The sequence below is a fragment of the Ancylobacter oerskovii genome (assembly GCF_018390555.1).
Classification (GTDB): domain Bacteria; phylum Pseudomonadota; class Alphaproteobacteria; order Rhizobiales; family Xanthobacteraceae; genus Ancylobacter; species Ancylobacter oerskovii.
On the sequence record NZ_JAHBGB010000037.1, the window covers coordinates 273,301 to 300,277 of the forward strand.

Sequence of the window (26,977 nt, forward strand, 5' to 3'; positions counted from 1 at the left end):
GCCGCCGCCGCGACTAGCGCAGCAAATGGACGAGCAGCGGGGCCGCCAGCACGTTGAGCAGCCCCACCAGCACCATGACGAGGCCGGCGACCGTGCCTTCCACCTCGCCGATCTGGTGGGCCCGCGCGGTGCCGGCGCCATGGGCGCCGATGCCGAACAGGGCGCCGCGGGCAAGCGCCGAGGCGATCGGCACCCGTGCCAGGATCAGGTCGCCCATCGCCGCGCCGGCGATGCCGGTGATCACCACGAACACCGCGGTGAGATCGGGTAGCCCGCCTATGTCGCCGGACATCTCCATGGCGAAGGGCGTGCTGATCGAGCGCGGCAGCAGGCTGAGCCGGAGCGCCCCGTCGAGGCCCACCAGCGTGGCGAGCCCCCAGCTGGTCAGCAGCGAGGTGGCGCTGCCGACCACCATGCCGATCAGCAGCACCGGCCAGTGCCGGCGGATCAGCCCGCGCTGCTCGTAGATCGGTATCGCGAAGGCCACCGTCGCCGGGCCGAGCAGCAGCACCAGCCAGCGCGTGCCGCCGATATAGTCGCGATAGCCGGCATGCAGCGCCAGCACCACGCCGCCGATCAGCAGCGGCGTCACCATCAGCGGCGACAGCCACCAATGCGGCCAGCGGCGATGGAGCCGCTTGGCGCCCCAGTAGAAGCCGATGGTGACGAGCGACCAGAGCAGGGCGCCGGCGAGCGGTTCAGCGAGGAGCGGGCGCATGGGCAGCCCTCCAGCGCTGGCAGGCCTCCATGGTGAGCGCGGTGGCGATCATCACGCTGACGGTGCTGAACAGGATGACGAACAGGATCTTCAGCCCGGTCAGGCCCAGCAGCTCGCGATGATCGAGCACGGCGAGCACCGCCGGCACGAAGAACAGCAGCATGTCGGCCAGCAGCCATTGGGCGCCGCGCCGCAGGCGTCGCGCCTTCAGCCGGCGGGTGGCGAACAGCGCCAGCAGGATCGCCAGCCCGACGATGCCGCCGGGCAGCGGAATGCCGAGCAGCCGTACCAGCGCTTCGCCGAGCAGCCAGAAGCCGATGACGAGCATCACCTGCAGCGCGATCTGCATAGGCGGGCTGCGGCGAAGATAGCGGGCGGTATGGGCGACGGATGCGGACATGGCGAGCCTCTCCCCGCCTATGTATGCCGTGCTGCATCATGATGAAAATGAATTGACTGACTGAAAATCATTCCATTAGAGAATATTGATGGATTTCCGCACGCTCCGCGCTTTCGTCGAGGTGGTCCGGCAGGGTGGTTTTTCCCAGGCCGCCCGCACCGTGTTCGCCACCCAGTCCACCGTCAGCAAGGCGGTGAAGCAGCTGGAGGAGGAGATCGGCGCGCCGCTGCTCGACCGCGTCGGCCATCGCAGCCTGCTCACCCCGATGGGGGAGGTGGTCTATCGCCGCGGCGTGAAGCTGCTCGCCGACCGCGACGACCTCATCGCCGAGCTCGACGAGATTCGCGGGCTGAAGCGCGGCCTTCTGAAGCTCGGCCTGCCGCCGGTCGGCAGCGCGATGCTGTTCGCGCCGCTCTTCGCCGAGTATCGCCGCCGCTATCCCGGCATCGAGGTGCGTCTCGCCGAGCATGGCAGCGACCAGTTGCAGGAGAGCCTGCGGGCCGGCGAGATCGATTTCGGCGGCATCTTGCTGCCGGCCGCCCCGGAATTCGAGGCGCTGGAAGTCGGCAGCGAGCCGCTGGTGGCGCTGCTGCCGGCGATGCACCCCCTGGCCGCGCGGCCGAGCCTGGCCATGGGCGATCTTCAGGAAACCCCGTTCATCCTGTTCGACAGGGGCTTCACGCTTAACCGCATCATTCTCGAGACCGCCCGCCGTGCCGGCTTCGAGCCGGACGTGGTGGCACGCAGCAGCCAGATTGACTTCATGGTGCAGCTGGTGGCGACCGGGCTCGGCGTCGCCTTCCTGCCGCGCCTCATCGCCGCCCAGCGCCGCACCCCGGCGGTGCGGGAGGTGCTGCTCGACGAGCCGGGCTCGGAATGGACGATGGCGATGGTCTGGCGCCGCGGCGCCTTCCTCTCCGAGGCGGCGCAAGCCTGGCTCGCCCTGGTGCGCGAGGTGCACGGCCGGGCCTGAACGGCGCGCCGGCTCTCCCGCGCGCCGCCGAGGCCGGCCGGGTCAGTTGGCGAGCTTGGTGGCGAAATAGGCGATGGCCTTCTGGTAGACGCCCGCCTTGTTCCAGCCGGCCAGCGCCCCGGCATTGGCGCCGTTCTCCCACGACTTGCCGCTCCAGCCATAGCCGCGCAGATAATTGGCGGTGGAGGCCAGCACGTCGGCCGGGCTGCGGATCAGGTCGGCGCGGCCATTGCCGTCGAAATCCACCGCGAAGCGCACATAGGAGGTCGGCATGAACTGCGTCTGGCCGAGCTCGCCCGCCCAGGCGCCCCGCATCTCGCCCACGGAGAGGTCGCCGTGCTGGAGGATGCGCAGCGCATCGAGCAGCTGGCCGGTGAAGAATTCCGAGCGCCGGCAGTCATAGGCCAGCGTCGCCAGCGACTGGAACACCGGCTTCTTGCCCTGGTTGGCGCCGTAATCGGTCTCCATGCCCCAGATCGCCACCAGCACCGGGCCGGGAACGCCGTAGCGGGCCTCGATGCGGGCGAGCAGGTCGGCATGCTGCTTCAGCTTGGCCTTGCCCTGGGAGATGCGCCCCGCGCTCACCCGCTTGGCGATGAACTCCTCGAAGCTGACGGAGAAATGCCTCTGGTTGCGGTCCAGCCGGATGACGCTGGTGTCGTATTGCACGCCGTCCAGCGCGGCGAGCGCGCGCGGTGAGATGCCCTGTGCCGCCGCGGCCTTGCGGAAATCGCCCAGCCAGGCCGAGAAGCCGGATCCGTCATTGCCGCAGGGCGCGGCGAGCGCGGGCGCCGCCAGCGCCGAGAGCACGGTGAGAACGAGGGAGCCGCGCGTCAACGCGGCCTGCCAGTCGAAGCGCGGGAACATGCAGCCACCCCATTGGTTTGCCGGGCCTATCTAGGCAGGGCGGATGCGCGCGCGCAAGGCGATTGCCGGGCTGGCCGGCTGGCAATCGCGTGACAAGGTGAACGCGCCGCCGCCGCGGCGCCGATCGGCGTCACCCCTGGCTGAGCCCGTCGAGATGGGTGCGGATATGGGCCGCCTCGGCCGCCGTGGTGGCGAGGCCGATGGCGGTCATGAAGCCCTCGCGTGCTTCCCGCGTGCGGCCCAGCTGCATCAGCAGCGCGCCGCGCAGGCCGTGATAGTGGAAATAGCCGGCGAGTTTGTCGCCCAGCGGCTCGACCAGAGCGAGCGCCGCCTCCGGCCCGCGCAGCTTGGCCACCGCCACCGCGCGGTTGAGCGTCACCACGGGGGAGGGCTGCATGATTTCCAGCGTGCCGTAGAGTAGCTCGATCTGCGCCCAGTCGGTGTCCTCGGCGGCGGGCGCGCGCGCATGCAGCGCGGCGATCGCCGCCTGCACCTGGTAGGGGCCGGGCCGGCGGTGGCGCATCGCCTTGTCGAGCAGGGCCAGCCCCTCGGCGATCATCGGACGGTTCCAGAGCGCGCGATCCTGCCGGTCGAGCAGAATGGTCGCGCCGTCCGCGTCGAAGCGCGCGCCGGCGCGTGCGTGCTGGAGCAGCATGAGCGCCGCGAGGCCCATCACCTCCGGCTCGGCGGGAAACAGCCGCAGCAGCAGGCGGGCGAGGCGGATCGCCTCCTCGCATAGCGGCTCGCGCGCCGCCGAGGTGTCGCCGGCGGCGGAATAGCCTTCGTTGAAGACGAGATAGACCATGGCCGCCACCACGCCGAGCCGTTCGGCGCGCTCCACCGGCCCGGGCGGCTCAAAGGGCACGTCGGCCTTGCCGATCCGCGCCTTGGCACGGGTGATGCGCTGCTCCATCGCCGCTTCGGTGACGAGGAAGGCGCGGGCGATCTGCCTCACCGAGAGGCCGGAGACGATGCGCAGGGCAAGGGCGATCTGCTGTGTCGTCGGCAGGTCGGGGTGGCAGCAGATGAACAGCAGCCGCAGCACGTCGTCGCGATAATCCGCGCCGTCGAGCCGCTCGGCGATCTCGGCCTCGGCATCGCCGGTATCGGAGAGCGCCTCCTCCGGCGGCAATTCGGTCTGCTTGGCGCGGCGGCGCACGGTGTCGAGCGCGACGTTGCGGCCGACAAAGGCGAGCCAGGCGGCGGCGTCGCGCGGCGGGCCGTTCTGCGGCCAGGTCCTGAGCGCCCGCAGGCAGGCCTCCTGGAAGGCCTCCTCGGCGAGGTCGAGATCGCGGAAATAGCGCAGCAGCGCGGCGAGCGCCTGCGGGCGCGCGGCGGCGAGCGTGGTGCCGATCCAGCGCGCCTCGTCCATCACGGCCTCGCGCCGCCGTCGACGAACAGGCCGACCGGGCGGATCTCATAGGAGCCGCCGGGATTGGCGGCGCCGAGCTCGCGGGCGATACCGAGCGCTTCCTCCAGGTTTTCGCAGTCGAGCAGGTAGAAGCCCAGCAACTGCTCCTTGGTCTCGGCGAACGGGCCGTCCAGCACCAGAGGCGGGTCCTGGTCCTTGCGCAGCGTGGTGGCGGCGGTGGTGGGCAGCAGCCGCGCCACCGGGCCGAGCCGGCCTTCGCGGGCGAGCCGCTCCTGCACGACGGCGAGCTTGCGCATCACCGCGTCGTCCTCCTCCTTGGTCCAGGCGCAGACGACGTCTTCCTGATGGTAGCAGAGCAGGGCGTAGAACATGCGTGGCCTTTCGGTTGGCGTTGGGATCAGCCGCCGCTGATCGCGGTGATCACGAAGACGTCGGCGCCGGGACGCAGAGGGGTCGACAGGGTGGCGCGGCGTCCGTCGACGAACACGTTGATATGCCGGCGGATCGCCGGCGTCTCGTCGCAGATGCGCTCGCGCATGCCGGGCCACAGCGCATCGAGACCTTCCACCATCTCCGCGACGCTGCCGGCGCCGAGCGACACCCGCCGCTCGGCGCCGGGAAACAAGATGACGAGGTGCGGCGGCAGGCGCACCAGCACCGGCGCCGGTCCCGTCGCGGATCGCTCCTGCGGCGCGTCCTGTCCCGCCTGCCGTCCCATGGGTCGCCTCCTAGCGCTCGATCACCAGAGTCTCGACCGAGGTGATGGTGGGCAGGTAGGGCGCCACGCATTCCCAGCTGTCGCCCTCGTCGATGCTGGCATAGAGCCCGCCGGCATTGGTGCCGAAATAGACTCCGGCCGGCTCCATCGTGTCGGTCGCCATCGCCTGGCGCAACACGTTGAAATAGGCGTCGCCCTGCGGCAGGCCGGCACGCCCTGCCTCCCAGCTGCGGCCGGCATCGCGGGTGCGCCACACCGCCGTGTTGCCCTCCGGCATGAAGCGGCCCTTGATGTCGCCGTTCAGCGGGATGAGGTACAGGCTGTCCGGGTCGCGCGGATGCGCGGCGGCGGGAAAGCCGAAGGAGGAGGGCAGGCCGGCCTCGATGCTCTCCCAGCTCCTGCCGCCATCGTCGGAGCGATACATGCCGCAATGGTTCTGCTGGTAGAGCCGCGCGCCCCCGCCGGGGGCGCGGACGACGCAATGCACGCATTGGCCGAATTCGGGATAGTTCTGGCCCTCCGGCATGAAGTCGGCGCGGGTGCCGCGATTGCGGGTCTCCCAGCTGGCGCCGCCATCCTCGGTGGCGAAGACGCCGGCGGCCGAGATGCCGATCCAGATCTTCTTCCGGTCGGCGGGGTCGAGCACCAGCGAATGCAGGATCAGCCCGGCGCCGCCGGGATTCCATTCCGGCCGCGTCGGGTGCTGCTGCAACCCCTCGACATGGGTCCAGCTCTCGCCGCCGTCCTCGCTGCGGAACAGCCCGGCCGGCTCGACGCCGGCATAGAGGCTGCCATCCGCGCCGGCGGCGAGGCTCCAGGCCGCCTTCACCGGCGTCTGCCCGGCCTCATAGGCGAGGCCCTGGCTCGAATGCGTCCAGCTTTCGCCGAAATCGGTGGATTTCCACACCGCCGGCCCGAACCATTCATTGCCGCCGGCGGCATAGATGGTGCCGCTCGCCGGGTCGGCGACGACATGGTTGGTCGGCCAGGTCTCGCAGAACGGGCCGCGCAGGTCCCATGAGCGACGCGCGGCGTCGCTCTCGAGGATGAAGGCGCCCTTGCGGGTGCCGACGAGAATGAAGACACGCGTCGCCATGGCTCTCTCCTGTCATTGATTGGTGACGACCATCCACGAGACGCCGAACCGGTCCGTCAGCGTGCCGAAGGCGGGCGAGAAGAAGGTCTTGTCGAGCGGCATCGTCACCTGCCCGCCATCGGACAGGGCGGCGAACTTTGCCTGCGCCTCGTCCGGGGAGTTGACCGAAAGCGCCAGCGAGATGCCGCGAATGCCCTCCGCTTCCGACTGGCAGCCATCCGAGGCCATCAGCTCGGCCTCGCCGACCTTGAAGCTCGAATGCATGATCTTGTCGTCCCAGCCCTCGGGCACCATGCCGGGCGGCGGCGGCTCGGGCATGTCCTTGAAGCGCATCAGCATGGTGACTTCGGCGCCGACGGCCTTCTTGTAGAACTCGATGGCCTCTTCGGTGCGGCCGTTGAGCATCAGATAAGCCTGCACGTTCATGGTTTTTCCTCCCGTGGCCGATCCTCTTGCACCGGCACCGCGGCCAGGCTGAGCCGGCGCCGATGACGCAAGGACGAACGGGAAGATCCTAGGCCGACAACGCGGCAGGAATTTTTCGCAATATTTTTCGCGACGAGGGCGTGGGGTCAGCCGGCATCGGACGCCGGCTTGGCCGCCTGCGCCTGCAGGGCGTCGAGATGTGCTTGCGCGGCGGCCGTCGCGAGCTGCTCGATCTGCCGGTAGCGCTCGACGAGCTCGGCGCCGAAGGGCGTCAGCCGCGCACCGCCGCCGTGCCTGCCGCCGGCCTGCGACACCACCACCGGCTCGCCGAGGATGCGGCCGAGCTCGTCGACCAGATCCCAGGCCCGGCGGTAGGACATCTGCATGGCGCGTCCCGCCGCCGAGATCGAGCCGGTCTGCGCGATGGCCTCGAGCAGGGCGATCTTGCCGGGGCCGATGCGGCCCTCGGGATCGAGGTCGATGCGGATGGAAAGCGAGGCCATGGCGGTCCGGGGAAGCGGCGGGTCGGGGAACTCGGCCGCCAGCATGCCCGCGAAAGCGGCGACGTCAAATGCCGCCGCCGCGCGTCACCGTGCGGCTACATCACCGCGCCGAGCTGCCAGGGCACGAATTCGTTGCGCCCATAGCCGAGCAGCTCGGATTTGGAGCGGGTGCCGGAGGCGATGTCCAGCACCAGCTGGAAGATCTCCCGGCCCTTCTCCTCGATCGACACCCCGTCGATGATGTCGCCGCAGTTGATGTCCATGTCCTCCTCCATGCGCGCATAGAGGTCGGAGTTGGTGGCGAGCTTGATCGAGGGCGTCGGCTTGCAGCCATAGGCCGAGCCGCGCCCGGTCGTGAAGCACAGCATGTTGGCCCCACCGGCCACCTGACCGGTCGCCGCGACCGGGTCGTAGCCGGGGGTGTCCATGTAGACGAAACCCCGGCGGTCGATCTTCTCGGCATAGCGGTAGACCCCACGCAAGGTCGAGGTGCCGCCCTTGGCCACCGCGCCCAGCGACTTCTCCAGGATGGTGGTGAGCCCGCCCGCCTTGTTGCCGGGAGACGGGTTGTTGTTCAGCTCGCCGCCGGTGCGGGCGGCATATTCGGTCCACCAATCAATGAGATCGACGATCTTGCGCCCCACTTCCTCGCTCTCGGCGCGGCGGGTGAGCAGATGCTCGGCGCCGAAGATCTCCGGCGTCTCGGAGAGGATGGCGGTGCCGCCGTGGCGTACCAAAAGGTCGACCGCCGCGCCCAGCGCCGGGTTGGCGGTGAGGCCGGAATAGCCGTCCGAGCCGCCGCATTGCAGCGCCAGCACCAGCTCGGAGGCCGGCACGGTCTCGCGAACCGAATCATTAGCGTGCGCCAGCATCTCCTTGATTTTGCTGACGCCGGCCTCGATCGACTTGCGGGTGCCGCCGCTCTCCTGAATGGTCAGGGTCTGGAAATGCGGCCCCTCGACGATGCCGTATTCCTTCATCATCCGCGGGATCTGGAACACCTCGCAGCCGAGGCCCACCACCAGGATCGACGCGAAGTTCGGGTGGCTGGCATAGCCCCACTGGGTGCGGGCGAGGATGTCGAATTCCTCGCCCTTGGAGGCCATGCCGCAGCCGGTGCCGTGGGTGAAGGCGACGACGCCGTCGATGTTTGGGTAGTCGGCGAGCACGCCGGAGCGGGTGACGGCGTCGGCGATGAAGTCCGCCACCGTCGCCGAGCAGTTCACCGAGGACAGGATGCCGATATAGTTGCGGGTGCCCACCCGCCCGTCGGCGCGGCGGAAGCCCTGGAAGGTGGCGGGCTCTTCGCCCGGCCGCAGGCCGGTATCGGCCTTCGCCTCGGTGGCGAAGGCGTAGTCGCGCTCGAAATCGTGCAGCACCACATTGTGCTCGTGCACCCATTCGCCGGCGGGGATGTCGTCCTTGGCGAAGCCGATGACCTGGCCGAACTTGCGGATCGCCTCGCCCTTGGGAATGGAGCGCGAGGCGACCTTGTGGCCCTTGGGGATCATCCGGCCGGCCGCGATGCCGTCGGGCAGTTCCGCGCCCGCGGCGATCTTGTCGACCGCGATGATGACGTTGTCGGCGTCGTTGAGACGCAGGATGCGCGGGGCGCTCATGGCTTCAGACTTCCAAAGGCTTCAGGCGTTCAGGCTTCGCGAGGTTCAGACTTCGAGGATCGCCTTGATCACGCCGGCTTCCGGCTTCAGCCAGGCGTCGAACAGCTTCGGGCCTTCGCTCAGCGGACCGCGATGGGTGTTCAGCGCCTTGGTTGGCACCTTGCCGGCCTCCATCTGCCGGACCACTTCGGCGAAGTCGTCGGCCTGGGCGTTGCGGCTGGCGAACAGCGTCGCCTCGCGCTTGTGGAATTCCGGGTCGGAGAAGGTGATGTCGGTACGCACCACGCTCACCAGCACGTAGCGGCCGGCATGGGCGAGGAAGCCGAAGCCGCGCTGCATCGCCGCCGCATTGCCGGTGGCGTCGATGACGACGTCGTAGAAATCGCCGCTGGTCAGGCGCTTGGCCGTCTCTTCCGCCTGCGCGTCGGCGATCAGCATCTGGTCGGCGCCGAGCTCGTTGATGGTGAAGGCGATGCGGTCCTCGCGCAGGTCCATCACCGTGACGTGAGCGCCGCGCGCCTTGGCGAAGATGATGGCGGACATGCCGATCGGACCAGAGCCGACCACCAGCACCCGGTCTTCAGCCGTGATGCCGCCGCGCTTCACGCCATGGGCGCCGATGGCGAGGAACTCGATCATCGCCGCCTCGTCGATGGAGGCGGAGCCCGCCGGCACCACATTGCCGACCGGCACGCAGAGATATTCCGCCATGCCGCCGTCGCGATGCACGCCGAGCACGTTGATGTTCATGCAGGCATTGTTCACGCCCTTGCGGCAGGCGTGGCAGGTGCCGCAGGACAGGTACGGCACGATGTAGACGTTCTGGCCCTTGGCAAGGCCGCTCCCCTCGGGCGCGCTCTCCACCGTGCCGGAGAGCTCGTGGCCCATCACCCGCGGATATTCGAGGAAGGGATGCTTGCCCTGATAGATGTGGAAATCCGTGCCGCAGATGCCGACGCGGCGGATGCGGATGAGCGCCTCGCCCGGGCCCGGGACCGGATCGGGACGGCTGATGACCGACAGGCGGCCGGGTTCATCGCAGATCAGGGCTTTCATCGCAGCAGGCTTTCCACAGCAAGGGCTTCGAGAAGAAGGTGCGGCCCGGCCGGCATTTCGTCCGGGTGGCCGGGCCGCAGTCGGGAGGTTCGTCAGTTGGTCGCCGGCAGGGTCTGCGGCAGCGGCACGCCATTGTACTTGAGGTAGATCTCGCGGAGCTTGCCGCTGGCGAGGTCCTTGGCGATCCACTCGTTGAGGCGGGTGCGCAGCGCATTCTCGCCCTTGCGCAGGCCGATGGCGTAGGGATTGGTCTTCAGGACGATCCGGGTTTCCAGTGGGTCGTTCGGACGGCGCTGGTTCACGGCGGCCATCACCTGCGGCGAGGAACCCATGATGTCCACCTGGCCGGACACCAGAGCGGTGATCAGCGTGGCGTCGTCGTCATAGCGCACGATCTCGGCGTTCTTGATCTGGCTGGTGACTTCCTTGTCGTTGGTCGAGCCGCGCGTGGTGCCGATGCGCTTGCCGGCGAGATCCTCGATCGACTTGATCTCGGTGCCCTTGGGCGAGGCGACGACCACCTGGATCACGCCATAGGCGTCGGAAAAGTCGATGACCTTCTTGCGCTCCTCGTTGACCGAGAAGGAGGCCATGACGATGTCGGCCTTGCCGGTGAGCAGGAAGGGCACGCGGTTCGGGCTGGTGACCTGCACGATCTCCAGCGGCACACCGAGATCGGCGGCGAGCAGGCGGGCGCTTTCGACGTCGGAGCCGGTCGGCTGCATCTGGGCATCGGTCATGCCGAAGGGCGGCGAGCCGAGGTCGATGGCGACGAGCAGCTTGCCGCGCTTCTTGATCTCGTCGAGCGTGTCGGCGCTCGCCGGGGCGGCAAGGCCGAAGGCGCCGGCGAGGCCGGCCAGCGCCGAGGCGGCAAGGAATAGACGGCGGTTCATGGTTTCTCTCCCTGGGATCTAGGCGGCTATGGCGTTTGTCGCGATGTTTCTCACAGCCCGCTGCCGACGAAGCTGGCGAGCTCGGGGGTTCGGGGGCTGTCCAGCATGGCGCCGGGGCCGGTCTCCCAGACCTTGCCCTTGTGCATGTAGACGACCTGGCTGGCGACCTTGCGGGCGAAGGCCATCTCATGGGTGACGAGGATCATCGTCATGCCGCCGCGCGCGAGGTCTTCCATCACCTTCAGCACCTCGCCGGTGAGCTGCGGGTCGAGGGCGGACGTGACCTCGTCGAACAGCATCAGCTTGGGCTGCATGGCGAGCGAGCGGGCGATGGCGACGCGCTGCTGCTGGCCGCCGGAGAGCTGCTCGGGATAGTGCCCGGCCTTCTCGGCGAGGCCGACGCGGGCGAGCACGTCCTTGGCGAGGTCGCGGGCCTCGGCCTTCGACACCTTCTTCACGCAGCTCGGCGCCAGCATGATGTTCTGCTCGGCGGTGAGGTGCGGGAACAAATTGTAGCTCTGGAACACGATGCCGACGTCGCGGCGCAGCGAGCGGCGGTCGAGCTTCTCGTCATGCACGGCGTGGCCGCACACGTCGATGGTGCCGCCGTCGATGGTCTCCAGCGCGTTGATGCAGCGCAGCGCCGTCGACTTGCCCGAGCCCGACTGGCCGATGACGGCGGCAACCTCGCCGCGGCCGACCTCGAAGGAGACGCCGTCCAGCACCTTGTTGGTGCCGAAGCTCTTGTAAACGTTGGACAGTTTAACGACGGCTGACATTGAGCTTCCTTTCCAGCCGCCGGCTCCAGGTCGAGAGCGGGAAGCAGATCGCGAAATAGATCGCCGCCACGACCATGAAGACGGTGAAGGGCTCGAAGATCGAGTTGTTGATGAGCTTGCCGGCCTGGGCGAGCTCGACGAAGCCGACCACCGAGGCCAGCGAGGTGTTCTTGACGATCTGGACCAGGAACCCGACCGTCGGCGGGGTGGCGATGCGCATCGCCTGCGGCAGGATCACCCGCGTCATGCGCTGCCAGGGGGTGAGGGCGAGGCACTCGGCCGCCTCCCACTGCGTCTTCGGCACCGATTGCAGGCAGCCGCGCCAGATCTCGGCGAGGAAGCCGGAGGAATAGATCGTCAGGCCGACGCCGGCGGCGAGCAGGGCCGGCACTTCCTGGAAGCCGGCGATGGCGATGCCGAAATAGATGAGGAACAGCAGGATCAGCAGCGGCGTGCCCTGCACGATCTGGATGTAGCCGATGGCGGCGTAGCGCAGCCAGCGGATCGGCGAGATGCGCATCAGCGCCACGGCGAAGCCGACGAGGCCGCCGCCGATGAAGGCAATGGCGGACAGGCCGAGCGTCCACAGGGCCGCCCAGCCGAGGAATTCGAGGTGAACGAGGCTGAAACTCGGCATGATCAGGACCTCACAGCGCCGTGCCGAGCTTGCGCTTGCGCACGAAGACGGCGAGGCCGAACAGCCACAGGCCGATGCGCACCACGAAGGACAGGGCGAGATAGATGATGCCGACGACGATGTAGGTCTCGAAGGAGCGGAAGGTGTCGGACTGGATGCGGTTGGCCACCGCCGTCAGCTCCTCCGCCGAGATCTGTGAGGTGATCGATGAGGCCAGCATCAGCAGCACATACTGGCTGGTGAGCGCCGGATAGACCCGCTCGATGGCCGGGCGGATGATGACGTGCCAGTAGATCTGCGGCTTGGACAGGCCGAGGCAGTCGGCGGCCTCCAACTGCGACTTGTGCACGGATTCGAGCCCGGCGCGCACGATCTCGCAGGTATAGGCGCCGACATTCACCACCAGCGCGATCACCGCCGCCGCGTTGGCAGACACCTTTATGCCCAGCGTGGCGATGCCGAAATAGACGATGAACACCTGTACCAGCAGCGGGGTGTTGCGGATCACCTCGACATAGCTGGCGACCAGGAACTTCACCCAGGGCGGGCCGTCGGCGCGGCCGATGGCGCACAGCGTGCCGAGCACGAAGCCGAGCACGGTGGAGACCGCCGACAGCTGCAGCGTCAGCCAGGCGCCCTGCAGGAATTCCGGCCAGTAGGCCCAGAGCGAGGAGAAGTCGAACTGATAGGTCATGCCGGCACCCCGTTCGCCTGCCGGGCGACGAGCGCGTCCAGCACCGGGGTGACGGGGGCGCCGGGGAGGCCGGCGATCCAGTCGAGGAACGCCTTGATCCGCCGCTCGACCTTCACCGCATGGTTCTGCGCGATGTCGGCGATGCGGTGATCGAGGAAGGGATTGCGGAAACGGTCGAGCGTCACCGCCACATAGGCCTCGGCGTCCTCGCCCATGCCGCGTGCGCGGAAGCCGGGAACGACCTCCTGTGCATAGAGCGCGTCGAGCCGGGCGCGGATGGCGTCATCAGCCAGGATGGCGCGCACGGTCTCGCCGGCCGGGCGGCCTTCGCGCGACCAGATATCGGCGAGGAAGGTGTGGCCGAGATTGAGGATGTGCAGCTTCAGCCGCTCGAAGGGCTCGAGATCCTCGGCGAGCACCACGTCGGGATGCGAGAAGGGCAGGGCGAAGCCCGGCTGCGCCTCGATTGCCCACAGGGCATAGGGTTCGGCGACGGCGCCGACCGGCTCGATGGGCTCGGAGACGATGCGGTCGACCAGCGTGTTGGCGAAGATCACCTCGGCGTCGAGCCAGTTCGCGAAGGCCGCCGGCGCGCCGCTCGCGGCGGCGAGCTGCATCACCGCCGCCTTCAGCACCTCGCCATTGCGATTGACGAGCTCGCAGGGCAGCGCGGTGATCGGTGCGCCGCCGGTGCTCCAGCGATGGTGGAGCAGGGCGGTCAGCTTGCCGGGGAAGGAGGCCGGGACGCCGCCGGCGAGCAGCGCCGGGCCGAGGTCTTCGTCGGCGACCGCGTAGCCGGCATCGCCCATATTGGAGACGACCAGCCCGGCGTCACCGGCGAACAGCGCCTTCAGCGCCTCCCAATCGGCCAGCGCCGACAGGCCGCGCTCGACGGCGCGGACCGTGACCTCGCGCTCGACAGGGGCGCCGTCGACCATGCCGCGAATGAGGACGGGGTAGCCTTCCGGCCGGCCGAAGGCGGCGACGCGGCCGGCGCGGGCGGCCGAGCCGGAGGCCTGGACGACGGTGATCGGACCGATGTCCTCGCCGGCCTCGCGGGCCTCATGGACGAAAAGATCGACATGCGCCTGGAGAAAGCGGCTGGTGCCGAACTGGACGATGCGCCTGCTCACGAGCGGCGGACTCCCAACAGGCCGCCGATCGGGGGCGCCAGGAAGGCGCGGGCCCCATCACGCGGTGCAATGTGCTGAAAACAAATGAAATTTTTGCAGCCGCTTGCGCGCCACATGCTGTGCTTCCTCGCCTGCATCGATTTTTGTTTTTGTTTCTTATGTATAAAAATCCACGCTGGACGCGGCGTGTCAATCTGTTTTTAATGTAAAAAAAACGGAGCTGTCGTCACAAAGGCTCCCGGGAGAGAACGTTCAGCCGAGGGCCGTATGAAGGGTAATGCCGTCTTCAAGCGCAGCTACAACCAGTGTTTGCGGCAATTGGCCGGGCAGGCGATCGGTGCGTCCTTGCCGTCGGAAAGCGAGCTGGCGCAGTCGCTGGAGGTGAGCCGCACGACCGTGCGCAGCGTCTTCGCCTCACTGATCGATGCCGGCATCGTGACTGTCGCGGCCGGCGGGCGGCGGCTGGTCCGCCATCCGGGCGAGGCCGACTATTTTCCCGACCTGCAGACTCTCTCGGCCGGCGCGGCGGTGGCGCGGCGCTTCATGGAGTGGATCCTGCAAGGCGATTTCCGCGCCGGGCAATTGCTGAACGCCGCCGAACTCGCCCGCCAGTTCGGAACCTCCACCACCACCATCCGCGAACATCTGGCGCAGTTCCAGCATGTCGGCCTGCTGGAGCGGCGGCCCAACAGCTCCTGGCTCTACAAGGGCGTGACCCCGGCCTTCGCGACCGAAATCTACGATGTGCGCGAGATGTTCGAGCTGCGCTCGACCCGCAGCTTCATCGAGCTGCCGGACGATTCACCGCCCTGGCGGGAGCTGGATGTCATCGAGGCCGAGCATCGCGCGCTCCTCGCCAATATCGACGAGGATTACCGTACGTTCCCGCAGCTCGACGAGCGCCTGCACCGGGTCATCCACGAGACGTCGAACAACCGATTCATCATCGATTTCTACGACGTCATCTCGACGCTGTTCCATTACACCTATCGCTGGAACCGCTCGGATGAAAAGCAGCGCAACACGGTCGCGCTGCTCGAACATCTCGATTACATCGAAGCACTGCGCAGCCGCGATCCGCGGGCCATCGACGCGCGCTGCCGCAAGCACCTGCGCACCGCCCGCGCCACGCTGGCCCGCTCGATCGAATTCGGCCCGTTCCGCTCTCCTTCCAGCCCCGCCGGAGTTTCCGCGTGACCAAGGTCTTTGCCAGCATCGGCGAATGCATGATCGAACTGGCCGATGCCGGCGGCGGCCTCTACCGTCGCGGCTTCGCCGGCGACACGCTGAACACCGCCTGGGGCGTGCGCGGTCTCGCCGCTCCCGCCGAGCTGGCGGTGCGCTATGTCACCAAGGTCGGGGACGACGCGGCATCGGAGGAGATGCTGCGCTTCTTCGAGGGAGCGGGGATCGACACGAGCCATGTCGGCCGGGTGCCGGGGCGGCCGGTGGGGCTCTACATGATCGCGCTGCAGGGGTTCGAGCGGAGCTTCACCTATTGGCGCGACACCTCCGCCGCCAAGCTGCTCGCCGCCGATATCGGCGCGCTGCGGGCGGCGCTGGCGGATGCGGACTGCATCTATTTCTCCGGCATCACCCTGGCCATCCTGTCGCCGGAGCATCGCGGCAACCTGTTCGCCGTGCTCGACGAGGCGCGGGCACGGGGAGCCATGGTGGCTTTCGATGCCAATGTACGGTTGCGGCTGTGGCCGAGCGTCGAGGCGCTGCGTGCAGGCATCGAGGAAGGGTATCGCGCCGCGACGATTGCTTTGCCGACTTTCCCCGACGAAGCCGAGCTGTTCGGCGATGTTTCCCCGCAAGAGGCAGCTTTTCGCATAGCCGGCTATGGAGTGTCGGAGGTCGTGGTGAAGAACGGTGCCGAGCCCTGCACGCTGCATGCCGGCGGCGCCATCGAGACCATTCCGGCCGTTCGGGTTGCCGAGCCGCTGGATACCACCGGCGCCGGCGACAGCTTCAATGCCGGCTATCTTGCGGCGCGCCTCGCCGGCCGCACCCCGGCGGAAGCGGTGCGGCTGGCGCACCGTGTGGCCGCTCGGGTGATCTGCAGCCGGGGAGCGCTGGTCGACATGGCGGTGCTGCGGGAAGTGGCGCAGCCGGCCTGACCTCCGGCCGCCGCCTCCGCTTCAGTGGAAATCGCGCGACTTCGGCAGCAGGCGCACATTGCGCGGGTGTCCCCGGGTGGAATTGCGGCCGGCAAGAAGCGGCCCGGCCGGTTGGCCGGCTCCATTGCCGGTGTCGGCGGAGGGCCGCTGCGGCGTATCGAACAGGCGGCTTAGCTCGCCGGTGCGGTCATATATCCGCTCGCCCATCAGATGCACCACGCCTTCCTTGCTCTTCTGCACCCGCCCTTCCGCCACCACCAGGCGCGCGCCCATCACCTCGGCGCGGTAGCGCTCGAACTGCCGTGTCCAGAGCAGCACGTTGACGATGCCGGTCTCGTCCTCCAGCGTCATGAAGATGGCGTTGCCCTTGCCGGGCCGCTGGCGCACCAGCACGATGCCGGCGGTGCGCAGGAAGGCGCCGTCGCGGCTCGCCGCCACCTCGGCGCTGGACACTATCCGCTCGGCGGCGAAGACCTCCCGCAGCATGCCCATGGGATGGCCCTTCAGCGACAGCCGCGTGGTCTGGTAATCGATGGCGATCTGCTCGGGGAGCGGCATCAGCGGCAGCGGCGCATCCGCCTCCTCGCCCAGCTCGCGGGCATCGGCGGCGGCGAAGAGCGGCAGCGGCGCGTCGTCCGGCAGGCGGCGAACCGCCCAGGCGGCCTCGCGGCGGGACAGCCCCATGGAGCCGAAGGCATCGGCCTCGGCGAGCTTCGTCAGCGTGGCGACCGGCAGGCGAGTGCGGCGCGCGAGGGTCTCGATATCGCCGTAGCCGGCGCCGCGGGCCTTCTCGATCCGTTCGCCGTCCTTCTCACCGATGCCCTCGACCTGACGGAAGCCGAGCCGCAGCGCCAGCGTGCCGTCGCGGCGCCTTTCCAGCGTGTTGTCGTGAAGGCTGTGATTGACGTCGACCGGGCGGATCTCGACGCCGTGCTCGCGGGCGTCGCGGACGATCTGCGCCGGGGCGTAGAAGCCCATGGGCTGGGAGTTGAGCAGCGCGCAGGCGAAGGCGGCCGGGTGCCGGCACTTTATAAAGGCGGAGATGTAGACCAGCTTGGCGAAGGAGGCGGCGTGGCTCTCGGGAAAGCCATATTCGCCGAAACCCTGGATCTGGTTGAAGCAACGCTCGGCGAAGGCACGCTCGTAGCCGCGTGCCGTCATGCCCAGGATCAGCTTGTCGCGGAACGCGCCGATGGTGCCGAGGTTGCGGAAGGTCGCCATGGCGCGGCGCAGCTGGTTGGCCTCCACGTCGGTGAAGCGGGCGGCGACCATGGCGAGCTGCATCGCCTGCTCCTGGAACAGCGGCACGCCGAGGGTGCGGGAGAGTACCTCGTGCAACTCGTCGGGGTCATTCGGCGGGGCGGGGGAGGGATAGGCGACGGGTTCCAGTTTCTCGCGGCGGCGCAGATAGGGGTGCACCATATTGCCCTGGATCGGCCCCGGCCGGACGATCGCCACCTGGATGACGAGGTCGTAGAGGTTTTCCGGCCTGAGGCGGGGCAGCATGTTGATCTGCGCCCGGCTCTCCACCTGGAACACGCCGATGGAATCGCCGCGCTGTAGCATGGCGTAGACGTCGGCCTGGTCCTTCGGCACTTCGGCGAGGCCGTAATCAAGGTGCTCATGCTCCCGCATCAGGTCGAGGGCCTTGCGGATGCAGGTGAGCATGCCGAGCGCCAGCACGTCGACCTTCATCAGGCCGAGCTCGTCGATATCGTCCTTGTCCCATTCGATGAAGGTGCGGTCCTTCATCGCCGCGAGGCCGATCGGCACCGTCTCGTCGAGCCGGTGGCGGGCCAGCACGAAGCCGCCGACATGCTGGGAGAGGTGGCGCGGAAAGCCGATGAGCCGCCCGGCGAGGTCGACGACCCGGGCGATGGTCGGGTTGTCGGGATCGAGGCCGGCCTCGCGGGTGCGCCTCGCCTCGACCTTGTCGCCATGGCTGCCCCAGACGGTGCCGGCGAGCCTTGCGGTGACGTCCTCGGTGAGGCCGAGCGCCTTGCCGACATCGCGGAAGGCGCTGCGCGGGCGATAGGAGATCACCGTGGCGACGATGCCGGCGCGGTCCCGCCCGTAGCGTTCGTAGACATACTGGATCACCTCCTCGCGCCGCTCATGCTCGAAGTCGACGTCGATGTCGGGCGGCTCGCGGCGCTCGCGGGAGATGAAGCGGGCGAAGAGCAGATCGCTTTCCACCGGATCGACGGCGGTGATGCCGAGCACGTAGCAGACGGCGGAATTGGCCGCCGAGCCGCGGCCCTGGCACAGGATCCGCTTCTTCTCGGCGAAGTCGACAATGTCGCGGATGGTGAGGAAATAAGGGGCGTAGCCGAGCTCCTCGATCAGCTCGAGCTCCGTCCTGAGCTGTCTCTCGACCTTTTCCGGCACGCCCTGCGGGTAGCGGATGGCGGCGCGGCGCCAGGTGAGTTCCACCAGCCACGCCTGGGGCGTGTAGCCGATCGGCACCGGCTCCTCGGGATATTCATATTTCAGTTCGCCGAGCGAGAAATCGATACGGGCGAGGAAATTGCCAATCTCGGCAAGGGCTTCCGGCGCGTCGCGGAACAGGCGGGCCATCTCGGCGGGCGATTTGAGGTGACGCTCGGCATTCACCTCGAGCCGCCGCCCGGCGGCATCGATGGTGGTGCCGTGGCGGATGCAGGTGAGCACGTCCTGCAGGTCGCGTTGGTCGGGGTGGTGGTAGAGCACATCGTTGACGGCGAGGAGCGGCACGTCGGCGCGGGTGGCGCACTCCTTCAGTTCGGCCAGGCGCCGGCGGTCGTCGCCACGGCGCGGCATGTCGGCGGCGAGCCATAGCGAGCCGGGGGCCGCCTCGTCGAGGCGCGCGAGGAGATCGTCCAGCCCGGCGAGCCGGCGCGGCGGCATCAGGATGAGCGACAGGCCGCCGGCATCGGCGAGAAGATCGTCGAGGAGGAGCCGGCATTCGCCCTTGACGCCCGAACGCAAATTGCCGGCGGTGAGCAGGCGGCAGAGCCGTCCCCAGCCGACGCGGGTCTGGGCATAGGCGAGGATGTCCGGCGTGCCGTCGGCAAAGGCGAGCCGGGCACCGACGGCGAGCCTGAAGGGCAGGGGCGGCGGTTCAGGCTCGTTGGTGTCGGTGTCGGGGGCGCTGTCGGGGCTTTTCTCGCCGGAAGCAGAGACGCCCGCTGCGGTCGGCGACGTATCGTCGGGCATTCGGGAATGAACGAGGCGCAGCCGACCGGCCTCTGCCTCCTGCGCGGATGCCGCAGCCTGGAACGGCGGGGAGGGCGCTTGCCGGCATTCCATCTCCCCAGCCCCGGCGGTGCATGCCGGGGCAATGGAAGCTTCCGGGATGCCGTGATCGACGAGGCGGGCCTCGTCCCGATGCGCGGCCGGATCGCGATCCGTCTCCTCACCGATCGCTTCAGCGCATGCGTCGGAACCAGGTGCAAGATGAGGTGGCGCGGCCGATCCGGGCATCGGCTGCGTGGCATCTTCCGTGGCCGGGCCCTCCTCCGGCAATGCGGAATTCTCGGACGCCGCCTTCCTGTCGGCGGCGCGCTCGAGCTTCCACGCCTCCTTCCATCGCTCTTGCGCCTCCTTCACCGCCGCATAGGCGCGCACCACGCCGGCCACGGTGTTGCGATCGGCTATGCCGATGCCGGCATAGCCGAGGGCGAGCGCGGTGCCCACCAGATCCGCCGCGCTCGAGGCGCCGCGCAGGAAGGAGAAGTTCGTGGTGACCGCCAGCTCCGCATAGAAGGGAGACGGGACCTCGGGCATGGAGAGATCCGTCTCCATGGGCATGCCGTCGCGGGTGCTCATGCCGGCCTCCTCACGGGAAGAGCCCATGCAGGAACCAGCGCGGCGAGCCGCCGCCGCGCTCATAGAGCCCGGCGCGAAACAGCCAGAAGCGCCGGCCCTCGCGGTTTTCCACCCGGTAATAGTCGCGCGTGCGCTCCCCCTCCTGCGCGGCCTGCGCCTTGTGCGCGGCAAGCCGGCGCCACCATTCCGGGGCGATGCGTTCCGGCCCCTCGGCGCGCGCCACCTCATGCGTGACGCGCCGCCAGCGGAAGCGCAAGGGCGGGCCGTCCGGCACCTCGGCCAGCGCCTCGATCGGCTGCGGGGGATCGAACAAAGTGAGCGGACGGGGCAAGCTCTCCTCCGGTGGCGCGATCGGTTGGGGATCGGCACGCCCGATCGCCGGCACCAGCGCGCCGGCCCGCGCCGGATCATGAGTGTCGCGCGGCACGAAGCGCAGCACGCAATCGCGCCCCAGCCGGGTGCTGAGCCGATCGACGAGGGCGGCGACTTCCTCATCCTCGTTGGCGCGACCGTCGAGGCCGATCTGCAGGGCGGCGAGCGGCTCGGCGCGCAAGACGGCGAGGCGGAGCAGATCGAAACCGAAGCCGGGGTCGAGCGGATCGGCAAGGTTGTCCAGCCGCTCACGGAACAACCGGGCGAGGGCCGGGCCGTCGCGCAGGGGGCGGGCGGTCTCCACCGCCAGCCGGCGCACGACGCCGTCGGTGCGGAAGAACGACGCCTCGAAGGCGCGTCCGCCCTCGCCGCGTGCCTCCAGCATCCGCCCGACATCCTCGACCAGCAGAGCGAGCGCGGCCTCGATATCGGACGTACGGGCGATGGGCTCGGCGAAGCGGCGCTCGGCGAGGCAATCCGGCAGCGGCCGGCGCGGCACGATGCGCGCATCCTCGAAGCCGAGCGTGCGCCGCAGCTTGTCCAGCAAGGCCTCGCCGAAGCGCGCCGCGAGCGGGGTGGCGGGACGAGAGGCGAGGTCGCCGAGCGTCTTCAGCCCGGCGCGGGAGAGTCCGCTCGCGGTCGCCGCCGGCAGGCCGAGCGCCGCGACCGGCAGCCGGGCGAGCCGGCGGGCTTCCTCGCCGGACGGTATGAGGCCGCCGAGCCCGCAGCGGGCCGGGGCGCTGGCCGCTTCCGGCGTGCCGGCCACCACGGCGAAGGCGGTGAGGCCATGCGCCTGCAGATGGGCGAGGAGGCGCATGCGCATCGCCGCCTCGCCGCCGAACAGATGCGCGCAACCGGTGATGTCCAGTATGAGGCCGTCCGGCGGATCGAGCGCCACCAGCGGCGTCCAGCGGTCGCAATCATCCGCGACCTGGTTGAGGAAGGCCGCATCGGCCACCGGATCGAAGGCAACCACCTGCAAATCGGGGCGGCGCGCCCGGGCGTCGGCGAGGGTGATGCCGGTTTCCAGCCCCGCGGCCCGCGCCACCTGCGACAGGGCCGCAAGCCGCAGGCCGCCTGTCGTGCGCTCCACGAAGACGAGCGGACCGGGAGGGGGCGCCGATGGTGCGGTCTCAGCCGGCCCGCCGGAAGGCAAGCGGCGCAGCCCCTCCGGCCGCCGGATGGCCAGCCTTTCGGCGCACAGGAACGGAAACCACAGGGCGAGGTAGCGCGACGACGTCGCGGAAGGAACAGGTCTCACGATCCCACTCCAGATGCCAGGAAGCGCCGGCATGGCCGGCCCGATGACGCAAAAGATCGACAAGGAAGGCGGGAGCGCCCGGCGCATCGCCGGGCAAAGGCCTCGACGAGGCGGAACGCACCTGCCAGCGGGTCGCTCCGGCGCTGGGGAGCGGCCGGCCGGTCGGGCGCAGCAGCAACAGGGCCACGCCGGACGCCGCGGCCCGCAGTGACAGGCGGCGCGTGGCGGTGAGATCGAGCGCCTTCGACTCTCCCCACGGCTCCAGGATCACGGTGCCAAGCCCGGGACAGCGCGCGGCATCGTCCGCCGCCCGCAGCGCGGCCTCGGCGCTGGAGGCGCGCACCAGCAGCAGCCGTGCCGGGTCGATGCCCAGCGTGCGCAGCCCTTCCGCCGCGAGCTGGCCGGCCTCGGCCTCGACGCTTGCCTGCCGCACCCATAGTAGCGGGCGCGATCCTCCTGCCGGATGCGCGGAGGCGGCGCGCTGCGCCAGCGCCAGGGCGAAGCCGGCGGCGGCGGCCATGTCGCCGGCCTCGGCCGCGAACACCTCGTGCAGGGCGCCGCAGGCGAGCGGCCCCCCGAGCGCGCCATCCGCTCCCGGCGCGCCAAGGTGAAAGAACCGGGCATTGCCGGGAAGCCGCTCGGCCTCAAGGCCGGCAAGCAGGCCCCGCAAGGCGGAAACAGCCGGTGTCATGCTCATTTCGTTCCTCTTTTGTTCTCTATAACCGACTCGTTCCGGCCGATGAGTCAAGAGGAAGAGGAGGACGGCAGGCGGAGAGTGCGATTCGCCAGGCCGCCGCACCCACGGGAGGGCGTGCCGCCGGCACGCATGCATCGGAGAGGCGAAGACCGGGGGAAGCCTCAGCCGGCAAAGCCGCCGGCGGCGAGGAAGGCGGCTTCCTCGGGCGTGGTCTCGCGGCCGAGCATGAAATTGCGGTGAGGGAAGCGGCCGAAGCGGCGGATGATGGCGCGATGGTCCTCGGCATGGAGGATCCAGGGCTCGCCGAGCGGCCGGGTGAGCGCCACGGAGAGGTCCTGGTCGGCGATGTCCTCCGAATGCGCGAAGGGCAGCAGGAAGAACAGCCGGATGTCCGGCTCCACCTTCTGCATGTGGCCGGCGGCCTGCGCCTGCCGCGCATAATGCCGCGCCAGCGGGTCGGTGGCGTACATGTGGCCGGTGCCGCGAAAGGCGTTGCGCGGGAACTGGTCGGTGAGGACCAGCAGCGCCAGCGCCCCCTCCGGGGTCGCCATCCAGCCATCATGGAGGCGGGCGGCGGCCTGCAGGTGCAGTTCGAGGAAGCGGGTGCGGAAATCGGCGTCGAACGCCGCATCCTTCTCGAACCACAGGTCGCGGGTGCCCGCCTGCCGCCAGAAGCCGCAGACGGACGCGATCTGCGCCGCGGTGGCGGCTGTCATCCCGCGGCCTCGCCCGCGGCGGCCGTCGGCAGCTGGGGTGTCGCGTCGACGATGGCCGGCTTCAAGGGCAGGTTGCCGAGGATGAGGCTGCGCGCGGAGGTGTCGTAGAGACCGCCGGTGAGCTCGATATCCAGCCGCTCGGCATCGCGGCGACGCACATCGGCGATGATCCGGGCGCGTTCGGTTTCCTCCACATCCATCATGGCGAGCGCCTGCCCGCCCATGACCAGGGCGGATTCGAAGGTCTCGCGGATCTGGAAGTCGGCGCCGACATGGATGAGTTCGGCGGCGTTCTCGCGGTCGATGGCGCGCGCGAGCACCGGCACCAGCGGGAACTCGGCCTTGATCAGCTCGGTGATCTTCACCGCGGTCGCGCCATCGTTCACCGCCACGATGATCAGGCGGGCGTCGTGCGCGCCGGCCGCGTGCAGGATGTCGAGGCGCGTGCCGTCGCCGTAATAGACCTTGAAGCCGAAGTCCCGCGAGTCGCGGATGAGCTCCGGGTCGGCCTCGATGAGCGAGACCGAGCAGCCGGCCGCCAGCAAGGGCTGGCTGACGATCTGGCCGAAGCGGCCGAAGCCGATCATCAGCACCGAGGCGGAAAGATTCTCCGCCATCTCGACCCCGTCCATGGAAGGCTGCGGCTTGGGCAGCAGCCGGTCATGGGCGATGATCATCAGCGGCGTCAGCGCCATGGAGACGATGATGGTGGCGGTGAGGATCGCGTTCTCCTCGATGGTGAGGATGCCGACCGTGGTGGCCGCCGCATAGAGAACGAAGGCGAACTCGCCGCCCTGCGCCATCAGTACCGCGCGTTCGAACGCCTCGCGGTTGTTGGCGCCGAACAGCCGTGCCACCGCGTAGATGGCCAGCGTCTTCAGGATCATGTAGCCGATGACGCAGATCGCGATCAGCTGCCAGTTGGCGACGATCACCGCGAGGTCGAGCGCCATGCCCACCCCGAGGAAGAACAGGCCGAGCAGCACGCCGCGGAACGGCTCGATATCGGCCTCCAGCTGGTGGCGGAACGAAGACTCGGACAGCAGCACGCCGGCGAGGAAGGCGCCCATCGCCATGGACAGCCCGCCGAACTGCATGGCGAGCGCGGCGCCCAGCACCACGAACAGCGCCGCCGCCGTCATCACCTCGCGCGCCTTGGCCTTGCCGAGGATGCGGAACATCGGGTCGAGCAGATAGCGGCCGGCCAGCACGAGGGCGAGGATGGAGCCGAGGCCGATGGCGATGCCGGTGAATCGCTCGGCGAGCGTCACCTCGTTGCCGCCCGGGGCGAGGAAGGCCACCAGTGCCAGCAGCGGCACGATGGCGAGGTCTTCCAGCAGCAGGATGGCGACGATGCGCCGCCCCTTGGGCAAGGCGAGCGACCGGCGCTCCTCCAGCACCTGCATGACGATGGCGGTGGAGGTGAGCACGAAGCCGGTGCCGGAGACGAAGCTCGGCACCAGAGGATAGCCGAGCGCGAGGCCGACGCAGGTCAGCAACGCGGCGCAGGCGCCGACCTGGGCGAGGCCGAGGCCGAAGATCTCGCCGCGCATGGCCCACAGGCGCGAGGGCTGCATCTCCAGGCCGATGATGAACAGGAACATGACGACGCCGAGCTCGGCGACGTGCAGGATCGATTGCGGATCGGAGAAGACGCCGAAGCCGAACGGACCGATGACGAGGCCGGCGGCGAGATATCCCAGCACCGAGCCGAGGCCCAGGCGCTTGAACAGCGGGACGGCGACCACCGCCGCGCCGAGCAGGACCACGACCGGCAGCAGGTTGAAACCATGGGCGGCGGCGTGGGATGCAGCTTCGGCAGTGGCTTCGGCGGCCATCAGGTCGTCCTCTTCTCGCAGCGCCGAGATTCCGGCGCTAGCTTCCGCGGGGAAGGTAAAGCTGCACGGCAGCAAGGACAATCGGCGGAGCCGCCGCCTGCCTGCCGTGGTCGGCTTCGGACACTAACAAGAGGCTGCGTTTTCGATATGACCCGTCATTTCGGGTCCGATCACGCCTCAACCGTGCCGATGAAACGGCTTGCGCCGCGCTTTTCGAGGCCGACTCATCGCCGATGCGTGCGAATGGCCTTGGTCAGCCGGAAAGCGGCAAAGCCGGCCGACAGGACATACAAGGCGCCGCCGATGAACATGATGCCGTATATGCCGGCAAACAGCTCGCGGTCGAGCCGATAAGTGTCCGGTTCCAGCGATGCGGAAAACATGAACATCGCAATCAAATAGCCGATGGCATAGCCCGCGAGTATGCAAACCGGTAACAGGATGACCAGGCTGACAACAAAAATCAGCACGGCGATCAGAACATCCCGCTTTCGCTGGGAGGGCATTTGCCAATCCTCGTCGCGTATTGCTTCGATCCGGCGTCCATGACCCGTCTCAACCGGAGGTGCTGGCCGACCTCCATTGGAGACTGGGTCTCAAATCCTAGTGGATGACCGGCTTTTGTGCCAAATCCAGATTCGGAAGGAAGCCTCTCGGGATATGCATGCCGCATTCCGCTGCGAAGCGGCAACGGGGCTTTCCACCCACGACAGGCAGGCGGGCGGCAGGCAAATGGGCCGGGAGCCATTCGAGGCGAGGAGCGAGGTTGCGGTCGCGGGCAGCGACCGCCCTGGCGCCGAACCGACGGGGTATCGCGCCCCGGTGCATCCGTTCCCTGGGTTTCCCGGGAACGGCCGTCATCTACGATGCCGGATCACGCTTAAGGGGAGGTCATCTGCATCCGGGCCGCCTCGCTGAAGGCGGCGGGAAATCTTCGATAACCGACAAGGTACTGAGGATGCACCAAGAAAGAATGGTGCGGTCGAGAGGACTCGAACCTCCACGGTGTTACCCACTGCCACCTCAAGGCAGCGCGTCTACCAATTCCGCCACGACCGCAACCAAAGCGCCGGGAACCGAACCATCGGCTGGCCCCGCGGCGCGGCATCGTCTAACAGATCGGTTCCGGCTTCACAAGAGCCGCGCGCGGCTGTGGACAGGCTCATTCGCCGGGTCGGCCAAACCAGGAGACAGACGTGCTCCCGATGACTATCTGATCGCCCATGGAACACACCGCGTCTCCCGCCCGCGACGATCTGACCGCCACCATGCTGCCGGAGCCCGGGGCGCCGCCGGTGCGCTGGCGCATCGCTTCCGCGCCGGTCGCCTATCCCGACGCCCTCGCGGAAATGGATACGCTTGCCCAGGCGATCGCCGCCGGCACCGCGCCGGAGACGGTCTGGCTGCTGGAGCATCCCGCGCTCTACACCGCCGGCACCAGCGCGCGGCCGGAGGACCTTGTGCAGCCCGACCGATTCCCGATCTTCCAGACCGGGCGCGGCGGCCAGTTCACCTATCACGGCCCCGGCCAGCGGGTCGCCTATGCCATGCTCGATCTCAAGCGGCGATCCCCCGACGTGCGGCGCTATGTGGCGACGCTGGAGGAATGGCTGATCCGCACGCTCTGGTCGTTCCATGTCCGCGGCGAGCGGCGCGAGGACCGAGTCGGCGTCTGGGTGAGGCGGCCCAATCGCGCCGGCTCGGGCGAGGACAAGATCGCCGCCCTCGGCATCCGGGTGCGGCGCTGGGTGACGATGCATGGCATCGCGCTGAACGTCGATCCGGCCCTCGACCATTTCGACGGCATCATACCCTGCGGCGTACGCGAGCATGGCGTCACCAGCCTCGTCGACCTCGGCCTGCCGGTGACGATGGAAGACGTCGACCTCGCGCTACGGCGCGAATTCGAGGTGCTGTTCGGCCCCACCGTCGACGACACGACCGCCTGACATTGGTCAGGCGGTCGGCCTGACCTCGAAGTCCTCCGGCGGCGTCCCGGCGGCCTCGAAACGTTCGATATCCCGGACGAGCGCGGCGGGCGGGCCGCGCCGGCAGGCATCGATCAACGTCTCCAGCGTGGCCTCGTCGGCGTGGAGCAGCGCTTCGACCGTGCCGTCGCGGCGGTTGCGGACCCAGCCTCTCAGGCCGAGCCGTCCGGCGGCGTCCGCGAGCCAGGCCCGATAGCCGACGCCCTGGACCCTGCCATGGACGACGATGCGCAGGCTGCGCGCGGCCTTCATGAGGTCACCGCGCAGCGACATGTTCCCCGGGGCGACGGC

General features: G+C 68.9%; 27 protein-coding genes and 1 tRNA gene. 4 read left to right on the forward strand and 24 right to left on the reverse strand.

Annotated elements, in window-relative coordinates; genetic code table 11:
* Window positions 1-13: 13 nt before the first annotated feature.
* On the reverse strand, window positions 14-718 hold the full coding sequence (locus KHC19_RS17850) for an LrgB family protein (protein ID WP_213353879.1): 705 nt from the start codon (window positions 716-718) through the stop codon (window positions 14-16).
* Entirely contained in the window at window positions 699-1,118 is a 420-nt protein-coding gene (locus KHC19_RS17855; protein ID WP_213353880.1) for a CidA/LrgA family protein, read from the reverse strand. Before KHC19_RS17855 ends, KHC19_RS17850 begins: the two co-directional genes overlap by 20 nt.
* 88 nt (window positions 1,119-1,206) lie before the next feature.
* Here KHC19_RS17855 and KHC19_RS17860 point away from each other — a divergent pair, with 88 nt between their 5' ends.
* Window positions 1,207-2,091 carry a LysR family transcriptional regulator gene (locus KHC19_RS17860; RefSeq protein WP_213353882.1) on the forward strand — a complete coding sequence of 295 codons (885 nt, stop codon included), beginning with the start codon at window positions 1,207-1,209 and terminating at the stop codon, window positions 2,089-2,091.
* A gap of 42 nt (window positions 2,092-2,133) precedes the next feature.
* Here KHC19_RS17860 and KHC19_RS17865 read toward each other — a convergent pair whose 3' ends face one another.
* From KHC19_RS17865 to KHC19_RS17930, 14 genes are all read right to left on the reverse strand, one after another.
* Entirely contained in the window at window positions 2,134-2,958 is an 825-nt protein-coding gene (locus KHC19_RS17865; RefSeq protein WP_213353884.1) for a lytic murein transglycosylase, read from the reverse strand.
* 130 nt (window positions 2,959-3,088) lie between these two features.
* The gene (locus KHC19_RS17870; RefSeq protein WP_213353886.1) at window positions 3,089-4,330 is read right to left on the reverse strand and encodes an RNA polymerase sigma factor; all 1,242 of its coding nucleotides are present in this window, start codon (window positions 4,328-4,330) and stop codon (window positions 3,089-3,091) included.
* Window positions 4,330-4,701 carry a YciI family protein gene (locus KHC19_RS17875; protein ID WP_213353888.1) on the reverse strand — a complete coding sequence of 124 codons (372 nt, stop codon included), beginning with the start codon at window positions 4,699-4,701 and terminating at the stop codon, window positions 4,330-4,332. Before KHC19_RS17875 ends, KHC19_RS17870 begins: the two co-directional genes overlap by 1 nt.
* A gap of 26 nt (window positions 4,702-4,727) precedes the next feature.
* Window positions 4,728-5,048, reverse strand: coding sequence for a ubiquitin family protein (locus tag KHC19_RS17880; RefSeq protein ID WP_213353890.1), 321 nt, complete (start codon window positions 5,046-5,048; stop codon window positions 4,728-4,730).
* 10 nt (window positions 5,049-5,058) lie between these two features.
* The gene (locus tag KHC19_RS17885; protein ID WP_213353892.1) at window positions 5,059-6,144 is read right to left on the reverse strand and encodes a WD40/YVTN/BNR-like repeat-containing protein; all 1,086 of its coding nucleotides are present in this window, start codon (window positions 6,142-6,144) and stop codon (window positions 5,059-5,061) included.
* 12 nt (window positions 6,145-6,156) lie between these two features.
* A complete protein-coding gene (locus KHC19_RS17890; RefSeq protein WP_213353894.1) occupies window positions 6,157-6,570 on the reverse strand; it encodes a VOC family protein in 414 nt (137 codons plus the stop codon).
* A 146-nt stretch (window positions 6,571-6,716) separates the two neighbouring features.
* Window positions 6,717-7,073, reverse strand: coding sequence for a winged helix-turn-helix domain-containing protein (locus KHC19_RS17895; RefSeq protein ID WP_213353896.1), 357 nt, complete (start codon window positions 7,071-7,073; stop codon window positions 6,717-6,719).
* Between the two features lie 95 nt (window positions 7,074-7,168).
* Window positions 7,169-8,692, reverse strand: coding sequence for a UxaA family hydrolase (locus tag KHC19_RS17900; protein ID WP_213353897.1), 1,524 nt, complete (start codon window positions 8,690-8,692; stop codon window positions 7,169-7,171).
* Between the two features lie 45 nt (window positions 8,693-8,737).
* Window positions 8,738-9,748: a zinc-binding alcohol dehydrogenase family protein gene (locus KHC19_RS17905; protein ID WP_213353899.1), complete on the reverse strand. Its 1,011-nt coding sequence runs from the start codon at window positions 9,746-9,748 to the stop codon at window positions 8,738-8,740.
* 92 nt (window positions 9,749-9,840) lie between these two features.
* Window positions 9,841-10,641 (reverse strand): transporter substrate-binding domain-containing protein, encoded by an 801-nt coding sequence (locus tag KHC19_RS17910; RefSeq protein WP_213353901.1) that lies wholly within the window; start codon window positions 10,639-10,641, stop codon window positions 9,841-9,843.
* A gap of 50 nt (window positions 10,642-10,691) precedes the next feature.
* Window positions 10,692-11,420 carry an amino acid ABC transporter ATP-binding protein gene (locus KHC19_RS17915; protein WP_213353903.1) on the reverse strand — a complete coding sequence of 243 codons (729 nt, stop codon included), beginning with the start codon at window positions 11,418-11,420 and terminating at the stop codon, window positions 10,692-10,694.
* Window positions 11,404-12,057, reverse strand: coding sequence for an amino acid ABC transporter permease (locus tag KHC19_RS17920; protein WP_213353905.1), 654 nt, complete (start codon window positions 12,055-12,057; stop codon window positions 11,404-11,406). Before KHC19_RS17920 ends, KHC19_RS17915 begins: the two co-directional genes overlap by 17 nt.
* A 10-nt stretch (window positions 12,058-12,067) precedes the next feature.
* Entirely contained in the window at window positions 12,068-12,751 is a 684-nt protein-coding gene (locus KHC19_RS17925) for an amino acid ABC transporter permease (RefSeq protein ID WP_213353907.1), read from the reverse strand.
* Window positions 12,748-13,884 (reverse strand): mannitol dehydrogenase family protein, encoded by a 1,137-nt coding sequence (locus KHC19_RS17930; RefSeq protein ID WP_213353909.1) that lies wholly within the window; start codon window positions 13,882-13,884, stop codon window positions 12,748-12,750. Before KHC19_RS17930 ends, KHC19_RS17925 begins: the two co-directional genes overlap by 4 nt.
* Before the next feature lie 267 nt (window positions 13,885-14,151).
* On the opposite strand from KHC19_RS17930, the gene KHC19_RS17935 reads away from it, so the two are divergent.
* Both KHC19_RS17935 and KHC19_RS17940 read left to right on the forward strand, forming a co-directional pair.
* Entirely contained in the window at window positions 14,152-15,081 is a 930-nt protein-coding gene (locus tag KHC19_RS17935; protein WP_213353911.1) for a GntR family transcriptional regulator, read from the forward strand.
* Window positions 15,078-16,007, forward strand: coding sequence for a sugar kinase (locus tag KHC19_RS17940; protein ID WP_213353913.1), 930 nt, complete (start codon window positions 15,078-15,080; stop codon window positions 16,005-16,007). Before KHC19_RS17935 ends, KHC19_RS17940 begins: the two co-directional genes overlap by 4 nt.
* A gap of 21 nt (window positions 16,008-16,028) precedes the next feature.
* Here the strand turns inward: KHC19_RS17940 and KHC19_RS17945 are convergent, their stop codons facing one another.
* The 7 genes from KHC19_RS17945 to KHC19_RS17975 all read right to left on the reverse strand — a co-directional run bounded on the left by KHC19_RS17945 (window position 16,029) and on the right by KHC19_RS17975 (window position 25,757).
* A complete protein-coding gene (locus KHC19_RS17945) occupies window positions 16,029-19,772 on the reverse strand; it encodes an error-prone DNA polymerase (RefSeq protein ID WP_417281961.1) in 3,744 nt (1,247 codons plus the stop codon).
* Between the two features lie 52 nt (window positions 19,773-19,824).
* Window positions 19,825-21,279 carry a Y-family DNA polymerase gene (locus KHC19_RS17950; protein ID WP_213353915.1) on the reverse strand — a complete coding sequence of 485 codons (1,455 nt, stop codon included), beginning with the start codon at window positions 21,277-21,279 and terminating at the stop codon, window positions 19,825-19,827.
* Between the two features lie 40 nt (window positions 21,280-21,319).
* Window positions 21,320-22,117 (reverse strand): ImuA family protein, encoded by a 798-nt coding sequence (locus tag KHC19_RS17955; RefSeq protein ID WP_246549078.1) that lies wholly within the window; start codon window positions 22,115-22,117, stop codon window positions 21,320-21,322.
* Window positions 22,118-22,305: 188 nt separating this feature from the next.
* Window positions 22,306-22,860 carry a DUF924 family protein gene (locus tag KHC19_RS17960; protein WP_213353919.1) on the reverse strand — a complete coding sequence of 185 codons (555 nt, stop codon included), beginning with the start codon at window positions 22,858-22,860 and terminating at the stop codon, window positions 22,306-22,308.
* Window positions 22,857-24,698, reverse strand: a complete 1,842-nt coding sequence (locus tag KHC19_RS17965; protein ID WP_213353920.1) for a monovalent cation:proton antiporter-2 (CPA2) family protein — start codon at window positions 24,696-24,698, stop codon at window positions 22,857-22,859. The genes KHC19_RS17960 and KHC19_RS17965 overlap by 4 nt, the downstream gene beginning before the upstream one ends.
* 224 nt (window positions 24,699-24,922) lie before the next feature.
* Window positions 24,923-25,204 carry a hypothetical protein gene (locus KHC19_RS17970; protein ID WP_213353922.1) on the reverse strand — a complete coding sequence of 94 codons (282 nt, stop codon included), beginning with the start codon at window positions 25,202-25,204 and terminating at the stop codon, window positions 24,923-24,925.
* A gap of 468 nt (window positions 25,205-25,672) precedes the next feature.
* Window positions 25,673-25,757 (reverse strand) — tRNA-Leu (locus KHC19_RS17975).
* 164 nt (window positions 25,758-25,921) lie between these two features.
* On the opposite strand from KHC19_RS17975, the gene lipB reads away from it, so the two are divergent.
* On the forward strand, window positions 25,922-26,647 hold the full coding sequence (lipB, locus tag KHC19_RS17980; RefSeq protein WP_246549080.1) for a lipoyl(octanoyl) transferase LipB: 726 nt from the start codon (window positions 25,922-25,924) through the stop codon (window positions 26,645-26,647).
* A gap of 6 nt (window positions 26,648-26,653) precedes the next feature.
* Here lipB and KHC19_RS17985 read toward each other — a convergent pair whose 3' ends face one another.
* On the reverse strand, window positions 26,654-26,959 hold the full coding sequence (locus tag KHC19_RS17985) for an acylphosphatase (protein ID WP_246549082.1): 306 nt from the start codon (window positions 26,957-26,959) through the stop codon (window positions 26,654-26,656).
* Between the last annotated feature and the right edge of the window lie 18 nt (window positions 26,960-26,977).

What these genes read in the sequence shown, in the direction of transcription:
- KHC19_RS17915 (WP_213353903.1), bottom strand. Translation starts at nt 11,420, where the DNA reads ATGTCAGCCGTCGTTAAACTGTCCAACGTTTACAAGAGCTTCGGCACC.
- KHC19_RS17965 (WP_213353920.1), bottom strand. Translation starts at nt 24,698, where the DNA reads ATGGCCGCCGAAGCCACTGCCGAAGCTGCATCCCACGCCGCCGCCCAT.
- KHC19_RS17855 (WP_213353880.1), bottom strand. Translation starts at nt 1,118, where the DNA reads ATGTCCGCATCCGTCGCCCATACCGCCCGCTATCTTCGCCGCAGCCCG.
- KHC19_RS17945 (WP_417281961.1), bottom strand. Translation starts at nt 19,772, where the DNA reads ATGCCCGAGGTCCCGTCTCCCTTCTATGCGGAGCTGGCGGTCACCACG.
- KHC19_RS17865 (WP_213353884.1), bottom strand. Translation starts at nt 2,958, where the DNA reads ATGTTCCCGCGCTTCGACTGGCAGGCCGCGTTGACGCGCGGCTCCCTC.
- KHC19_RS17960 (WP_213353919.1), bottom strand. Translation starts at nt 22,860, where the DNA reads ATGACAGCCGCCACCGCGGCGCAGATCGCGTCCGTCTGCGGCTTCTGG.
- KHC19_RS17925 (WP_213353907.1), bottom strand. Translation starts at nt 12,751, where the DNA reads ATGACCTATCAGTTCGACTTCTCCTCGCTCTGGGCCTACTGGCCGGAA.
- KHC19_RS17920 (WP_213353905.1), bottom strand. Translation starts at nt 12,057, where the DNA reads ATGCCGAGTTTCAGCCTCGTTCACCTCGAATTCCTCGGCTGGGCGGCC.
- KHC19_RS17970 (WP_213353922.1), bottom strand. Translation starts at nt 25,204, where the DNA reads ATGCCCTCCCAGCGAAAGCGGGATGTTCTGATCGCCGTGCTGATTTTT.
- KHC19_RS17985 (WP_246549082.1), bottom strand. Translation starts at nt 26,959, where the DNA reads ATGTCGCTGCGCGGTGACCTCATGAAGGCCGCGCGCAGCCTGCGCATC.
- KHC19_RS17905 (WP_213353899.1), bottom strand. Translation starts at nt 9,748, where the DNA reads ATGAAAGCCCTGATCTGCGATGAACCCGGCCGCCTGTCGGTCATCAGC.
- KHC19_RS17895 (WP_213353896.1), bottom strand. Translation starts at nt 7,073, where the DNA reads ATGGCCTCGCTTTCCATCCGCATCGACCTCGATCCCGAGGGCCGCATC.
- KHC19_RS17935 (WP_213353911.1), top strand. Translation starts at nt 14,152, where the DNA reads ATGAAGGGTAATGCCGTCTTCAAGCGCAGCTACAACCAGTGTTTGCGG.
- KHC19_RS17850 (WP_213353879.1), bottom strand. Translation starts at nt 718, where the DNA reads ATGCGCCCGCTCCTCGCTGAACCGCTCGCCGGCGCCCTGCTCTGGTCG.
- KHC19_RS17880 (WP_213353890.1), bottom strand. Translation starts at nt 5,048, where the DNA reads ATGGGACGGCAGGCGGGACAGGACGCGCCGCAGGAGCGATCCGCGACG.
- lipB (WP_246549080.1), top strand. Translation starts at nt 25,922, where the DNA reads ATGGAACACACCGCGTCTCCCGCCCGCGACGATCTGACCGCCACCATG.
- KHC19_RS17875 (WP_213353888.1), bottom strand. Translation starts at nt 4,701, where the DNA reads ATGTTCTACGCCCTGCTCTGCTACCATCAGGAAGACGTCGTCTGCGCC.
- KHC19_RS17870 (WP_213353886.1), bottom strand. Translation starts at nt 4,330, where the DNA reads ATGGACGAGGCGCGCTGGATCGGCACCACGCTCGCCGCCGCGCGCCCG.
- KHC19_RS17890 (WP_213353894.1), bottom strand. Translation starts at nt 6,570, where the DNA reads ATGAACGTGCAGGCTTATCTGATGCTCAACGGCCGCACCGAAGAGGCC.
- KHC19_RS17910 (WP_213353901.1), bottom strand. Translation starts at nt 10,641, where the DNA reads ATGAACCGCCGTCTATTCCTTGCCGCCTCGGCGCTGGCCGGCCTCGCC.
- KHC19_RS17885 (WP_213353892.1), bottom strand. Translation starts at nt 6,144, where the DNA reads ATGGCGACGCGTGTCTTCATTCTCGTCGGCACCCGCAAGGGCGCCTTC.
- KHC19_RS17900 (WP_213353897.1), bottom strand. Translation starts at nt 8,692, where the DNA reads ATGAGCGCCCCGCGCATCCTGCGTCTCAACGACGCCGACAACGTCATC.
- KHC19_RS17860 (WP_213353882.1), top strand. Translation starts at nt 1,207, where the DNA reads ATGGATTTCCGCACGCTCCGCGCTTTCGTCGAGGTGGTCCGGCAGGGT.